Source organism: Pseudomonas sp. P4_B3 (genome assembly GCF_056402295.1).
The window spans coordinates 172,855-186,382 of sequence record NZ_JBFUHR010000019.1 but is presented as its reverse complement, the minus strand read 5'-3'; the positions used below and the strand labels follow the sequence as shown (position 1 = coordinate 186,382).

The window sequence follows — 13,528 nt, the reverse complement described above, 5'->3', positions numbered from 1 at the left end:
TACACTCCTGTCGCTTGATAACTCAAGCTCCTTACTTTCATACCCGCCTTGTGCGGGTTTTTTTTTGGGAAAAATTCCATGATCCCCAGGTTTCGCATTGTCGCCAATGGCGCCGACATCACGGCCCCTCAAGAACCTCGATTTTGCTTGACTGACTTCCTCAGGGCGTGAAGCTGCCGGTCATTTGTGTTGATAAAATCAGGTAGTGATTCACTTTTCCCCTGGGTCAAAGCCAATACAGGATAGCAATGGACCACAACCAGCCGATGCTGAGAGTGATAGTAAGGTAGATCACCACAAGCATCAGAGGCTGATTCCACATGACACACCTCCCATAACCGCTGTTTTTACATGGATGCCTGGTAAATTGGGAGCTCGTATGAACAATAAAGCAATAATCAGGCCATTTTAGTGAAAGACGGCTTGGCCGCAAGCCTTGGGCCTTTAGCGCTGCGTTCCAGGCTACTTCCTCCAGACGAAAGCCGACCCTAAATCTCCCCCCCAAAAAATGGGCTTCCCCACGTGTGGGGGAGCATCCGTCCCGATGCCACAGCATCCGCGCTGCTCCTGGACCGGTGGGCACTTCATCGAGCCAAACGAGCAGCACACACAGCAGTCACCGGGATTTGGGCGTAGCAGAGTCCTGCAATTGCCACATTCATGGAAAAACTGACAGGCATCTGTGGGCATGGCTTCGCGCTTGGCGAAACTGCAATGCGGGCAGGTCAACACGATCACGGTTCAGCGGCGGTCAGACCCGTACAGCCATGGGCGTAAACCACCGTACACCGGGCTATCTGGCGAACTTTTTTGCCCCGGCGACGCAGAGGATCACGGCGACGGTGACACCCAGCATGCCGAGGCTGACCTGTTCATGCAGCAGGGTGGCGGCCAGGGAAAGCCCGAAAAACGGCTGAAGCAGCTGCAATTGCCCAACGGCGGCGATGCCCCCTTGGGCCAGGCCGCGGTACCAGAACACGAAACCGATCAGCATGCTGAACAGCGAGACGTAAGCCAGGCTGAACCAGGCCGGCGTGCTGATGCCGGTGAACGAAGCCGGCATGCGCATCCAGCTGAGCGCCGCCACGACCGGCAGCGACAGCACCAGCGCCCAGCAAATCACCTGCCAGCCTCCCAGCGTGCGCGACAGTTTCGCGCCTTCGGCATAACCCAGGCCGCAGGCGAGGATGGCCAGCAGCATCAGAATGTCGCCTTGCGGGGAGGCGGTCAGCCCTTGGGACAGGGCAAACCCGACCACCAGCAAACTGCCCAGTACCGAGAAAATCCAGAACACCGCCCGTGGCCGCTCGCCGCCGCGCAGGACGCCGAACACCGCCGTCGCCAGGGGCAGCAGGCCGACGAAGACGATGGAGTGCGCGGACGTCACGTATTGCAGTGCCAGCGCTGTCAGCAGTGGGAAACCGATGACCACGCCCATGGCAACGATGAGCAGCGGTATCAGTTGCTGGCGCGCCGGACGTTTTTCCTTGGACAACCCCAGCAGGCACAGCGCCAGGACCGCCGCGATGGTCGCGCGCGCGACCGTCAGGAACAGCGGATCAAACTCCAGCACCGCCACCCGTGTCGCCGGCAGCGAGCCGCTGAAAATCACCACGCCGATCAGGCCGTTGATCCAGCCGCCGGTGCTGTTTTCCAGCGTCTGGTGTTGCAGGTTCGAGGTCCGTTCCATTTGGCTCACGCTCATTGTCTGATTGCACGAAACTCATCGTATGAGCGACTATCGATACAATCAAAAAATTGTCATGGATACATCTCGACATGCCTCGATCCCGCTACAAAACCCTGGTGGATGCCTTTGCCGCCGACATCCGTTCCGGGCATTTGCCGCCTGGCACGCGCTTGCCGACTCACCGGCAACTGGCCACCGAGCACGGTTTGGCACTGGTCACCGCCAGCCGGGTGTATGCCGAGCTGGAAGGCATGGGGCTGGTCAGCGGCGAAACCGGTCGCGGGACCTTTGTCAGGGAAACCTCGCTGCCGCCGGGGCAGGGCATCTCGCAGCACGTGGTGGCGGCAGGGATGATCGACCTGAATTTCAATTATCCGTCATTGCCCGGTCAGGCCGACCTGCTGCGCACTGCCTTGCGTCAACTGGCGTTGTCCGGTGACCTGGAATCCCTCCTGCGCTATCAGCCTCACGCGGGGCGCCTGCATGAGCGGGCTTCGGTCGCGCGTCATCTGCTTGAACGCGGGCTGAGCGTGCCGGCCGGGCAGGTGTTGATCGTCAGCGGCGCCCAGCATGGCCTGGCGGTGGCGATGATGACGCTGCTCAAGCCCGGCGATGTGATCGCCGCCGATGCGCTGACCTATCCCGGTTTCAAGACGCTGGCCGAAACCCTGCATCTGGAAGTCTTGCCCATTCCGCTCACGGATACCGGGCCTGATCTGCCTGCCCTGGAAAAACTCTGCCGCAGCCGATCGGTACGGGCCGTCTACTCGATGCCGACCTTGCACAACCCCTTGGGCTGGGTGATGGACACCGTTCAGCGCGAGCAACTGGTAGCGATCGCGCGTCGGCATGACCTGACGATCATCGAGGATGCGGCCTACGCATTCCTGGCCGAAAACGTACCGCCACCACTGGCCGAGATGGCGCCTGAGCGGACGGTGTACGTGTCCGGCCTGTCGAAGAATGTCGCCACCGGGCTGCGTGTTGGCTTCATCGCCGCACCCGCGCATTGGGTCGCCGCCTTCGAGCGCACCATCATGGCGACCACCTGGAATACCCCCGGCGTGATGACTGCCATCGCCACGGCCTGGCTCGACGATGGCACCGTCAGCCAACTGGAATCACAAAAACGGGCGGACGCCCAGGCCAGGCAAGCCCTGGCCCGCGAGGTGTTGGCGGGACTCAGAACCATCGGTCACCCGAATTCCTACTTCATCTGGCTGCCGTTGGCGGATGACGCCCGGGCCGACCAGATCGCGATGGCGCTGATGCGCGAGCAGGTGTCGGTGTCGCCGGCCGAGCCCTTTGCGATATCAACCCATGTGCCCCACGCGATACGCCTGGCATTGGGCTCCGTGGACATGGACTCGCTACGCGTTGCATTGACCAAAGTGAAAAGCGTCGTGGGTTATTTCTCATAGCAATGCAGGGCAGGGTAAGGCAGGGCAGTTTTCTTCAATACGCGAGCCGCTCGGCTCTTTACCTTGAGGGCCTTGTTCAACTCGATGGAAGAAGGTGTGCAATGAGTCTGATGATGTCCATGGCGGCGTTTGCGCTGGTCGCCTCGATCACGCCGGGGCCGGTCAACATTGTGGCGCTGAGCTCCGGGGCGCGGTTTGGCTTCAGGGCCAGCCAGCGCCACGTGGCCGGGGCCACGCTGGGGTTTGTCTTGCTGCTGGTGCTGATGGGGTTGGGCCTGCATGAGTTGTTGCAACGTTGGCCGGCGCTGACCCAGGGGGTGCAATGGGCGGGCGTGGCGTTTCTGTTGTACATGGCCTTCAAGCTGGCGGCTGACAATGGGCACGTGCAAGCCAGGGAAGCGGCGCAGGCCCCGTCGATGCTGTATGGCGCCATCATGCAATGGCTCAACCCGAAGGCCTGGCTGGCCTGTGTCGCCGGCATGGGCGCGTTTGTCGCTGATGGCGAGGCGCGCCTGGTCTGGCAGTTCGCCGTGATTTATCTGGTGATCTGCTATGTGTCGGTCGGTTGCTGGGCTTATGCCGGGACGTTTTTGCGCGGCTTTCTGAATAATTCGGCGGGTATGCGCCTGTTCAATCGCGCGATGGCGTTGTTGCTGGTGGTGAGTGCGGTGTACCTGTTGCTGCCGTAACGGCAATCACCACGGTTTTGTGGCGAGAGAGTACTTGTGGCGAGGGGGCTTGCCCCCGTTGGGCTGCGAAGCGGCCCTCGGCATTCTTTCAGGCATACATTGCTTGCAGGATTTACGACGGCTTCGCCGCCGAGCGGGACGGTGCGGCGATCCGACAAGCTCCCTCGCCACAGACTCAACCAAATCACAGATTCAACTAAGCCACAGATTCAGTCAGGCCACAGACTCAGCCAGTGCCTCACCCCCGATACTGCCCCGGCGTCGCCGCCAGATGCTGTTTAAACGCCCGTTGAAAATGCGCCTGATCGGCGAACCCCGCTTCCAGTGCCACGTCTGCAATCAGCTTGCCGCTGCGCAATTGATCCTGGGCGAACTGGATGCGCCGGTTCACCAGGAACGCGTGGGGCGTCATGCCGTAATGCTGTTTGAAGGCACGGATCAGGTAGGACGGTGACAGTTGTGCCGCCTCGCAAATATCTTCGAGCCTGAGGGTTTGCGTGCAGTGGTCGCGGATGTAATCGGCAGCACGCTCCAGCTTGAAATTGGGTTCACGCAGCGGTGGGTCGATCGGGTTCAATCGCTGCTGCACATCAGTGAAAAACTCCACGGCCGCGCTGTGCTTGCACAGGACATCGTGCCGCGGATCGACCAACACTTCATACAGGCCCGCGAGGCCGGCAAACAGGCTGGTGTCCCGCGTATGGGTCACCGAGAAACAGCGAAACGCCGCGTCATCGCTGAACCCAAGCTGATGCTGCAAATCGGCCAGCCACGGCGTGTCGACGTACAGCATCAGGTACGACCAGGGTTGGTCTTCGATCGGGTTGCAGGCGTGGACGTCGCCGGGGTTCATCAGCACCACCGTGCCCGCGCTGACCTCGAACGCCGACTGCTCATGGAGATAGGTGCTGCGCCCGGCGGTGATCGCCCCGATGGAAAAGTGCTCATGGGCGTGCCGGGTGTAGCAGACTTCGCGCCCGTCGGCGATGGAGCGGGCTTCGATGAAGGGCAGGGCATCATCGCGCCAGAAGCGCGGGGCCTTGTCGGCGTTCTTGGCAACGGCGTGCTTCATGCTCACTCCTCGGCAGGTCAGCGCCCGAGTGTATTAGCTCTCGCCGTCAAAGGCGCGCTGCAACGTCGCAATATCGAGTTTTTTCATCTGCATCATCGCCTGCATGGCCCGTTGGGATTTTTTCGTGTCGGGGTCTTTGATCATCTCCATCATCGCCACGGGGACGATCTGCCACGACAGCCCGAACTTGTCCTTGAGCCAGCCGCATTGCTGGGCCTCGGGCACGCCACCGGCCGACAGGTTGCCCCAGTAATGGTCGACTTCTTCCTGGGTCAGGCAATTGACCTGAAACGACACCGCCTCACTGAACTTGAATAACGGCCCGCCGTTGAGGCCGGTGAAACTCTGCCCGTCGAGTTCGAAGCTGACGGTCATGACCGAACCTTCCGGCCGGCCGTGGAACTCGAAACCGGCGTGGCCGTAATGGGTGATGGCCGTGATTTTCGAATGGTCGAAGATCGAACAATAGAATTTCGCTGCCTCTTCGGCCTGATCGTCGAACCACAGGCAGGGCGTGAGTTTTTGTACGCGTTGCATGGTGCCAACTCCTCTGCAGGTTGCGCATGTCCTGGACTTTCAGCGTAGTCAGCCTCTGGTCGTTCGGCCGTACCGTAGATCGAGAAAATTGCCGCGGGGTTGCGAAGATATAGTCGAAATGACTTGTGTGGAGTCAAACAGACTATTTATGTATCGAGTCTTTATGACTCGTATGAGCGCAAGTGCCTGGATCTGAAGGGGTAAAGAGCTGGCACGGGACTTGTACAGATAAACGTACAACTGAACGCCTTCAGGAGTACGCAAAATGTTCAACTTCTTCAGCAACCCTCAGAACGTTCTTCATCTGTCGAGCCAAGTCCCGGCCCGGGTGGTGGCTTGATGCGCCGGCTTGCCCTTGCACCGGCTTTCAGTCTGGGCTTTCGACCGTTCTTTCTGGTCGGGGCCGGTTTCGCCGCCATCGCCGTGGCGATCTGGGCCTTGTGGTTGTACGGCCGCTTGCCCGGTGCGCAACCGCTGGGCGGCATGCTCGCCTGGCATCGACATGAAATGCCTTTCGGATTTGCCTCGGCCATCATTGCCGGGTTCCTCCTGACCGCGGTGCCCAACTGGACCGGCCGGCCGGGGCTCAAGGGCTGGCCGCTGATCGGCCTGGTGCTGGTGTGGCTGCTGGCGCGGCTGGCCTGGTGGTTGCCGATGCCGGCGCCCTTGCTGCTGGCCTTGCAAGTTCCGTTTCTGCCGCTGTTGGTGTGGGTGTTGGGGCGCGATCTGCTGGCCGCGGGCAAGCGCGAGAATTATCCGATTCTGTTGATGGTGTCGTTGCTGGCCGGATGTCAGGCGTTGACGTTGTTGGGGGTCGCCGTTGATGACGCCAATCTGCAACGCCATGGCGTGCTGGCTGCCTTGTGGCTGGTGGGCGCGCTGATGAGCGTGATCGGCGGGCGGGTGATTCCATTCTTTGTCCAGCGCGGCCTGAACCGGCCCGCAACGCCTGCGGCCCATCCGTTGCCGGGCAAGGTGTTGCTGATCAGCGCCATGTTGGCGGCGGTGTCCTTTGCCGCCGGATTGAATGACGTCCCGCGCGTGTGGCTGGCGCTGTTGTTTGCGTTGATCAGCGGTTTGCATCTGCTGCGATTGTGGCGCTGGCATGACCGCGACCTGTGGCGCGTGCCGTTGCTGTGGTCGCTGTACCTGGCTTACGCCTGGCTCGCGGTAGCGACGCTGGCCATGGCGCTGTGGCACCTGGGCTGGATGCCGCAGCAAAGCCTGGCCACCCATTCGCTGGCCGTCGGCGGTATCGGCGGGTTGATTCTGGCGATGATTGCACGGGTCAGCCTGGGGCATACCGGGCGAATGTTACAGCCGTCCAGGGCGATCGTTGCGGGGTTTGTCCTGTTGTTGCTGGCGGGGGCGTGTCGGGTGTGGCTGGTGCCTTTTTCCGGTTACGGGTTGGCGTTGTCGGCGCTGCTGTGGTGTAGCGCTTTTGCGGTTTTTGTCTGGCGCTACACCGGCATTTTAATAGGGCCAAGGCTCTAGCGAACGGTTCCATGGCCGCCCATCGAGGCGGCCTTTTCATGACCGGTGGTCGATGCACAACGGTCTGCCGGCAAATCTGCGCTTAGCTGAAGGGAGAACCCGAGGCGCGCGCAGGCTGTACAAGGCCGCGGCGACGCCCCTTCAGATCACCGTGAGTCTGAGGAAATGCGCCATGCTGACCCTGAACATCAATGGCCAGGATCAGGAGCTGGATGTCCCCGCTGACATGCCGCTGCTCTGGGTCTTGCGCGATGTCGCCCACCTCACCGGCACCAAATTCGGCTGTGGCATAGCCCAATGCGGGGCCTGCACCGTTCACGTCGACGGCGCGCCGCTACGCGCCTGCATCACACCGGCCACCGCGGTGGCCGATGGGCAAAAGATTCTCACCATCGAAGGCCTGTCCGCGGACGGTTCGCACCCGGTGCAACAGGCCTGGGCGGAACTTGACGTGGTCCAGTGTGGTTACTGCCAGTCCGGGCAGATCATGTCGGCGGCGGCGTTGCTGGCGAAAATTCCGCAACCGACCGACAGCGACATCGATCAGGCGCTGTCCGGCAACATCTGCCGCTGCGGCACTTACCCGCGGATTCGCGCGGCGGTCAAGCGAGCCGCCGAGCTGGGATGAGGTGGCCATGAACAGCATCAACGCGTTATCGCGCCGTGGTTTTCTCAAGGGCAGTGCGTTGCTGGGTAGTGGACTGGTGGTGGCGTTTGTCATGCCCGGCGCCCACCGTTTCGCCATGGGCGCAGAGAACCAGGGCAACGTATTTGCGCCCAACGCCTTCCTGCGCATTGGTAATGACAACAGCGTCACCGTGTTGCTCGGCCATTCGGAAATGGGCCAGGGCATCTGGACCGGCCTGACCATGCTGATCGCCGAAGAACTCGACGCCGACTGGTCGAAAATCCGCGTCGAGCATTCCCCGGCTTCGGCCGCCGATTACGGTATGCCTGGCTTTGGCGGGATGCAGATCACCGGCGGTTCGACCTCGACCTGGATGGAATTCGACCGCTATCGTCAGGCCGGCGCGGCGGCGCGTTTGATGTTGATCGACGCGGCGGCCAAGCGTTTCAACGTCGCTCCATCCGAGATTCGTACCGAATCAGGCGTGGTCATCGCCGGTGAGCATCGTGCAACTTATGGCGAGTTGGCCGATGACGCCGGGCAGTTGCCACGGCCGGACCCGGCCTCGATCAAGCTCAAGGACACCAAAGACTGGCGGCTGATCGGCAAACCCACCAAGCGTCTGGACACGCCGGAGAAAATCACCGGCCGGGCGAAATTCGGCATGGACGTGCAGTTCGACGGGCTGATGACGGCGATGGTCGCCCGTTCACCCACCTTCGGCGGTAGCGTCAAATCCTTTGAAGGCGCCGAAGCGCTGGCGATTCCGGGCGTGCACAAAGTGGTGCAAGTGCCGACGGGTATCGCGGTGATCGCCGATCATTTCTGGGCGGCGAAGCTGGGGCGCGATGCGCTGAAAATCGAGTGGAACCCGGGGCCGAATGCCGGGCTCAATAGCCGGGCGTTGCTGGAAAACTTCCGTAAACTCGCCACCACCCCCGGCCTGAACGCCGGTCAGGCCGGTGATACCCAGGCTGCGCTGGCGAAAGCGACCAAGACCATCGACGCTGAATACAGCGTACCTTATCTGGCCCATGCGCCGATGGAACCGCTGAACTGCACGGTGAGCATCACCAAGGACAAATGCGAAATCTGGACCGGCACCCAGTTCCAGACCCTGGACCAGATGGTTGCCGGGAAAATCACCGGGCTCAAACCCGAACAGGTCGAGATCCATACCGAGTTTCTCGGCGGTGGCTTTGGGCGCCGGGCCAATCCGACCTCGGACTTCGTCAGCGAAGCGGTGTATGTCGCCAAGGCCGCCGGTGCACCGGTAAAAACCGTGTGGACGCGCGAGGATGACATCCGCGGTGGCTACTACCGCTCGGCGTTCCTGCACCATGCGCGCATCGGGCTGGGGGCCGACGGCCTGCCGTTGGCGTGGAAACATGTGATGGTCGGGCAGTCGATCATGGCCGGGACTTCCCTTGAAGCGAGCATGGTCAAGGACGGGATCGACAAGACCTCCGTCGAAGGCGTGGCCGACAGCCCCTACATCGAAGGACTGGCCAATCACCAGATCGAACTGCACTCACCGAAAACCGGGATCAGCGTCTTGTGGTTGCGTTCGGTGGGGCACACCCACACTGCGTTTGTCGTGGAATCGCTGATCGATGAACTGGCCACGGCGACCGGCAAGGATCCGGTGGAATACCGGCGAACCTTGCTCAAGGACCATCCCCGTCACCTCGGTGTACTGAACCTCGCGGTGGAGAAGGCCAACTGGAAGGCACCGCTGCCGGACGGCCATGCACTGGGCGTGGCGGTGCACGAGTCGTTCGGCAGTTACGTGGCCCAGGTGGCCGAGGTGTCCCAGGACAACCTCGCCATCCGTGTGCACCGGGTGGTGTGTGCGGTGGACTGCGGCATTGCGGTCAACCCACAGAGCATCGCCGCGCAGATGGAGTCGTGCATCACCTTTGGTCTCAGCTTCGCCTTGCACAGCAAGCTGACGCTCAAGGACGGGCAGGTGGTGCAGTCCAACTATCACGACTATCAGGTGCTGCGGCTCAATGAAATGCCGGTGGTCGAAGTGCATATCGTGCCCAGCAGCGACAAACCCGGCGGTATCGGCGAAGCCGGTGTGCCACCCACGGCGCCGGCGGTGGCCAACGCGGTGTTTGCCCTGACCGGGCAGCGCCTGCGGGAGCTGCCGTTGCAGCTGTCGGGGGTGTGAGATGAAACGACATCATTGGTTGCTTGGGACGGTGATCCTGATCTGTCTCATCGCCTACGCATCGCACGTGTTCGCCGAAGACCGCGAGGCCTTGCAGGCATTCGACACCGTGCAGAAAGTCTTCCAGAGCCCGCGTTGCCAGAACTGCCACATTCCCGGTGATTCGCCGCTGCAATTCGATGCCGGGGTGCCCCACGCGATGAATGTCGTGCGCGGCATGGACGGCAAGGGCTCGGCCGGGTTGCCCTGTGCAACGTGCCATGCGCAAGGCAATCCGCCGGCCAGTTATGGTCCGCACGCGCCGCCCGGAGCGCCACACTGGAGCCTGCCGCCAGCAGCGCAGCGGATGGCCTGGATCGGCCTGCCGGCCGACCGGTTGTGCGCGATGATCAAGGATCGCTCCAGCAACGGCGATCGGGATTTCGCCGCACTGATCAAACACGTCAGCGAGGACAAGCTGGTGCTGTGGGGCTGGAATCCGGGCGGCAATCGCGCGCCGGTGTCGGTACCGCACGATATCTTCGTCACCCGGTTCAAGCGCTGGGCCGATGCAGGAGGGCCGTGCCCGCTGGCGGGTAGCTGACCAGCGGCACGCTAATAGGGAGTCAATACGGGTATGGGCGACTCTAACGTGCATACCTGCCAAGGGAGTGAATGATGTTGATCTCAGGCAAAACAGGCAAATCGGGTCGATCCGCAAACCCGTTGCTCACGCCACAGCAAGAACGTGAACGGCTGCGGGATCTGGCGCGCCAGGCCGAACAAGAGTTGGCGGGCGTGCAAATGGCGAGCATGGACGAGCTGACGCTGCTGTCCAATCGCCATGGCTTCAGCGAACTGGCCCGGCTCGGGCTGAACGCCTGTCGGGAGCTGGGGACGCCGGCGACGCTGCTGTACTTCACCCTCGATGAATTCAAGCGCATGAGCTATCTGTATGGCCGGGCCAAAGGTGACGATGCGCTGAAGACATTCGCCGATGTCCTGCGTATCGGTTTTCGTGAAAGCGATGTGGTCGGCCGGCTCGAAGGCGACCGGTTCGTGGCGTTGCTGACCGGTTCCAGCGTCGTGGAGATTGAGGCGATCAAGGCCCGGCTCAATGAGATTCTCGATGAGCGCAACGCCACGGCGCATCGCAGTTATGACATTCGGTTCAGTGTTACCCAGGTCGAATATGACCCCACTGTTCATGACTCGATCGAGGAACTGTTGGGTGAGGCCGAGCGTGTGATGAGCCGTTAGAACAGTGGTGAATTGGCGGGCCTCTTCGCGGGCAAGCCCGCTCCCACAGGTTTTGTGAACGCCAGAGATCCACTGTAGGAGGACGGCATCGCCCGGGGAAATCGCAGGCATAAAAAACCCGCCAGAAGAGGCGGGTTTTTTAATGGCTGACCGAAGATTACTCTTCGATGCTGCCCATGGCCGTGGTGTTGAAGCCACCGTCCACGTACATGATTTCACCGCTGATGCCGGACGCCAGGTCCGAGCACAGGAAGGCGCCGGCGTTGCCGACTTCTTCGATGGTGACGTTGCGGCGCAGCGGGGTTTGCGCTTCGTTGGCGGCCAGCATCTTGCGGAAGTTCTTGATGCCGGAAGCGGCGAGGGTGCGGATCGGGCCAGCCGATACACAGTTGACGCGAGTACCGTCCGGACCCAGGGAGCCGGCCAGGTAACGCACGCCAGCTTCCAGGGAAGCCTTGGCCATGCCCATGACGTTGTAGTTCGGCATGGTGCGCTCGGCGCCCAGGTACGACAGGGTCAGCAGGCTGCCGTTGCGGCCTTTCATCATTTCGCGGCCGGCCTTGGCCAGGGCCACGAAGCTGTAGGCGCTGATGTCGTGGGAGATGCGGAAACCTTCACGGGTGGTGGCTTCGGTGAAGTCGCCGTCCAGTTGGTCGCCCGGGGCGAAGCCGACGGAGTGCACGATGCAGTCCAGGCCGTCCCACTTCTTGCTCAACTCTTCGAAGACCTTGGCGATTTCTTCATCGCTGGCCACGTCGCACGGGAAGCACAGCTCAGGGCTCGAACCCCAGCCTTGTGCGAACTCTTCGACACGACCCTTGAGTTTGTCGTTCTGATAAGTGAAGGCAAGCTCAGCGCCCTCGCGATGCATGGCGGCAGCGATGCCGGATGCGATGGACAGCTTGCTGGCGACACCGACGATCAGTACGCGCTTACCGGCGAGAAAACCCATGTGTTGCTCCTCTTTCAGGTTATTGCGCAGTGGCCGGAGCCAGAAAAGCGGCTTCCAGCAACTGCTGTGTATACGGATGTTGGGGGGCGGCAAAAATGCTTTGCGCGTCTCCCTGTTCGACCACTTGGCCATGCTTGACCACCATCAACTGGTGGCTCAGCGCTTTCACCACAGCCAGGTCATGGCTGATAAACAGATACGTCAGGTTGTACTTGGTTTGCAGCGAACGCAAAAGCTCCACTACCTGGCGTTGTACCGTGCGGTCGAGGGCCGAAGTCGGCTCGTCCAGCAAAATCAACGCCGGTTTTAACACCAATGCCCGGGCAATGGCGATTCTCTGCCGTTGCCCGCCGGAAAATTCGTGGGGATAGCGGTGCCGGGTTTCCGGATCCAGACCTACCTCCTTGAGTGCCGCAATGATCGCTTGTTCCTGTTCCGCCGCGGTGCCCATCTTGTGGATCCGCAGGCCTTCGCCAACGATGTCATTCACGCACATCCGTGGGCTCAGGCTGCCGAACGGGTCCTGAAACACCACTTGCATCTCCCGCCGCAGCGGCCGGACCTGTTGCTGCGTCAGGCAGTCTAGCTGCTGGCCTTCAAAACGAATCGCGCCTTTGCTGGCGATCAAGCGCAAAATCGCCAGACCCAGTGTCGATTTGCCGGAACCGCTTTCGCCCACGATCCCCAGGGTCTGGCCTTGGGGCAGGTTGAAATTGATGCCGTCGACCGCCTTGACGTAATCCACCGTGCGCTTGAGCAAGCCTTTCTTGATCGGAAACCAGACTTTCAGGTCCTCGACCGCCAGCAAGGGCGGGCCGATCACGTTGCTTGCAGGCTTGCCGCCGGGCTCCGCTGCCAGCAGTTCCCGAGTGTACGGATGCTGCGGCGCGCGGAACAGTTCTTCGCACGATGCCTGTTCGACGATGCATCCTTGCTGCATGACACATACGCGATGCGCAATTCTTCGCACAAGGTTCAAATCATGGCTGATCAGCAGCAGCGCCATGCCCAATCGGGCCTGCAGTTCCTTGAGCAATTCGAGGATTTTCAGCTGAACGGTCACGTCCAGCGCGGTGGTCGGCTCGTCGGCGATCAGCAGTTCCGGCTCGTTGGCCAGGGCCATGGCGATCATCACCCGCTGACGCTGGCCGCCGGACAATTCGTGGGGCAGGGCCTTGAGGCGCTTGTGCGGCTCGGGGATGCCGACCATCTCCAGCAGCTCCAGCGTGCGTTTGGTCGCGACCTTGCCGGTCAGCCCCTTGTGGATGTTCAGCACCTCATTGATTTGTTTCTCGATCGAGTGCAGGGGATTGAGCGAGGTCATCGGCTCCTGGAAGATCATCGCAATCCGGTTGCCGCGAATGTGGCGGATGGTTTTTTCTTTCAGGTTCAGCAGGTTCTGCCCGGAGTATTCGATGGTGCCGGACGGATGCCGGGCGAGCGGGTAGGGCAGCAGGCGCAGGATCGAATGTGCTGTGACCGATTTACCGGAACCGCTCTCGCCGACCAAAGCCAGGGTTTCGCCGCGCTTGATGTCGAAGCTGACGCCTTCGACTGCCAACTGACAGCGATTGCCAACGACAAACTCGACGGACAGGTCGCGCACTTCGATCAGATTGTGCTGATTCAT

Annotated in this window: 13 protein-coding genes; 7 read left to right on the top strand and 6 right to left on the bottom strand. The window is 61.5% G+C overall.

Going from position 1 to position 13,528, the window contains the following annotated elements; translation table 11 throughout:
- Window positions 1-462 precede the first annotated feature (462 nt).
- Together AC1DWG_RS22005 and AC1DWG_RS22000 are read right to left on the bottom strand one after the other, a co-directional pair.
- Window positions 463-732 carry a GDCCVxC domain-containing (seleno)protein gene (locus AC1DWG_RS22005; RefSeq protein WP_477765225.1) on the bottom strand — a complete coding sequence of 90 codons (270 nt, stop codon included), beginning with the start codon at window positions 730-732 and terminating at the stop codon, window positions 463-465.
- A gap of 61 nt (window positions 733-793) precedes the next feature.
- Window positions 794-1,690, bottom strand: coding sequence for a DMT family transporter (locus tag AC1DWG_RS22000; protein ID WP_477765188.1), 897 nt, complete (start codon window positions 1,688-1,690; stop codon window positions 794-796).
- 89 nt (window positions 1,691-1,779) lie between these two features.
- Here AC1DWG_RS22000 and AC1DWG_RS21995 point away from each other — a divergent pair, with 89 nt between their 5' ends.
- Entirely contained in the window at window positions 1,780-3,111 is a 1,332-nt protein-coding gene (locus AC1DWG_RS21995; RefSeq protein WP_477788350.1) for an aminotransferase-like domain-containing protein, read from the top strand.
- Window positions 3,112-3,212: 101 nt separating this feature from the next.
- Window positions 3,213-3,800: a LysE family translocator gene (locus AC1DWG_RS21990; protein ID WP_477765186.1), complete on the top strand. Its 588-nt coding sequence runs from the start codon at window positions 3,213-3,215 to the stop codon at window positions 3,798-3,800.
- A 238-nt stretch (window positions 3,801-4,038) separates the two neighbouring features.
- Here AC1DWG_RS21990 and AC1DWG_RS21985 read toward each other — a convergent pair whose 3' ends face one another.
- Window positions 4,039-4,872 (bottom strand): AraC family ligand binding domain-containing protein, encoded by an 834-nt coding sequence (locus AC1DWG_RS21985; protein ID WP_477765185.1) that lies wholly within the window; start codon window positions 4,870-4,872, stop codon window positions 4,039-4,041.
- 33 nt (window positions 4,873-4,905) lie between these two features.
- Window positions 4,906-5,409: a VOC family protein gene (locus AC1DWG_RS21980; RefSeq protein WP_477753589.1), complete on the bottom strand. Its 504-nt coding sequence runs from the start codon at window positions 5,407-5,409 to the stop codon at window positions 4,906-4,908.
- 339 nt (window positions 5,410-5,748) lie between these two features.
- Between AC1DWG_RS21980 and AC1DWG_RS21975 the strand changes: the two genes are divergently transcribed.
- From AC1DWG_RS21975 to AC1DWG_RS21955, 5 genes are all read left to right on the top strand, one after another.
- Window positions 5,749-6,903: an NnrS family protein gene (locus AC1DWG_RS21975; RefSeq protein WP_477765184.1), complete on the top strand. Its 1,155-nt coding sequence runs from the start codon at window positions 5,749-5,751 to the stop codon at window positions 6,901-6,903.
- A 172-nt stretch (window positions 6,904-7,075) separates the two neighbouring features.
- A complete protein-coding gene (locus tag AC1DWG_RS21970; protein ID WP_477753587.1) occupies window positions 7,076-7,531 on the top strand; it encodes a (2Fe-2S)-binding protein in 456 nt (151 codons plus the stop codon).
- A 7-nt stretch (window positions 7,532-7,538) separates the two neighbouring features.
- On the top strand, window positions 7,539-9,707 hold the full coding sequence (locus tag AC1DWG_RS21965; RefSeq protein ID WP_477765183.1) for a xanthine dehydrogenase family protein molybdopterin-binding subunit: 2,169 nt from the start codon (window positions 7,539-7,541) through the stop codon (window positions 9,705-9,707).
- Between the two features lies 1 nt (window position 9,708).
- Window positions 9,709-10,290 (top strand): hypothetical protein, encoded by a 582-nt coding sequence (locus tag AC1DWG_RS21960; RefSeq protein ID WP_477765182.1) that lies wholly within the window; start codon window positions 9,709-9,711, stop codon window positions 10,288-10,290.
- Window positions 10,291-10,364: 74 nt separating this feature from the next.
- Complete coding sequence (locus AC1DWG_RS21955; protein WP_477760279.1) at window positions 10,365-10,946, top strand: GGDEF domain-containing protein; 582 nt, start codon at window positions 10,365-10,367, stop codon at window positions 10,944-10,946.
- Window positions 10,947-11,103: 157 nt separating this feature from the next.
- Here the strand turns inward: AC1DWG_RS21955 and fabI are convergent, their stop codons facing one another.
- Both fabI and AC1DWG_RS21945 read right to left on the bottom strand, forming a co-directional pair.
- On the bottom strand, window positions 11,104-11,898 hold the full coding sequence (gene fabI, locus AC1DWG_RS21950; RefSeq protein WP_057715039.1) for an enoyl-ACP reductase FabI: 795 nt from the start codon (window positions 11,896-11,898) through the stop codon (window positions 11,104-11,106).
- A gap of 19 nt (window positions 11,899-11,917) precedes the next feature.
- On the bottom strand, window positions 11,918-13,528 hold the full coding sequence (locus tag AC1DWG_RS21945; RefSeq protein ID WP_477760278.1) for an ABC transporter ATP-binding protein: 1,611 nt from the start codon (window positions 13,526-13,528) through the stop codon (window positions 11,918-11,920).

Coding starts and splice junctions, on each gene's coding strand:
- AC1DWG_RS22000 (WP_477765188.1), bottom strand. CDS start 1,690: ATGGAACGGACCTCGAACCTGCAACACCAGACGCTGGAAAACAGCACC.
- AC1DWG_RS21995 (WP_477788350.1), top strand. CDS start 1,780: ATGCCTCGATCCCGCTACAAAACCCTGGTGGATGCCTTTGCCGCCGAC.
- AC1DWG_RS21990 (WP_477765186.1), top strand. CDS start 3,213: ATGAGTCTGATGATGTCCATGGCGGCGTTTGCGCTGGTCGCCTCGATC.
- AC1DWG_RS21985 (WP_477765185.1), bottom strand. CDS start 4,872: ATGAAGCACGCCGTTGCCAAGAACGCCGACAAGGCCCCGCGCTTCTGG.
- AC1DWG_RS21980 (WP_477753589.1), bottom strand. CDS start 5,409: ATGCAACGCGTACAAAAACTCACGCCCTGCCTGTGGTTCGACGATCAG.
- AC1DWG_RS21975 (WP_477765184.1), top strand. CDS start 5,749: ATGCGCCGGCTTGCCCTTGCACCGGCTTTCAGTCTGGGCTTTCGACCG.
- AC1DWG_RS21970 (WP_477753587.1), top strand. CDS start 7,076: ATGCTGACCCTGAACATCAATGGCCAGGATCAGGAGCTGGATGTCCCC.
- AC1DWG_RS21965 (WP_477765183.1), top strand. CDS start 7,539: ATGAACAGCATCAACGCGTTATCGCGCCGTGGTTTTCTCAAGGGCAGT.
- AC1DWG_RS21960 (WP_477765182.1), top strand. CDS start 9,709: ATGAAACGACATCATTGGTTGCTTGGGACGGTGATCCTGATCTGTCTC.
- AC1DWG_RS21955 (WP_477760279.1), top strand. CDS start 10,365: ATGTTGATCTCAGGCAAAACAGGCAAATCGGGTCGATCCGCAAACCCG.
- fabI (WP_057715039.1), bottom strand. CDS start 11,898: ATGGGTTTTCTCGCCGGTAAGCGCGTACTGATCGTCGGTGTCGCCAGC.
- AC1DWG_RS21945 (WP_477760278.1), bottom strand. CDS start 13,528: ATGAATCAGCACAATCTGATCGAAGTGCGCGACCTGTCCGTCGAGTTT.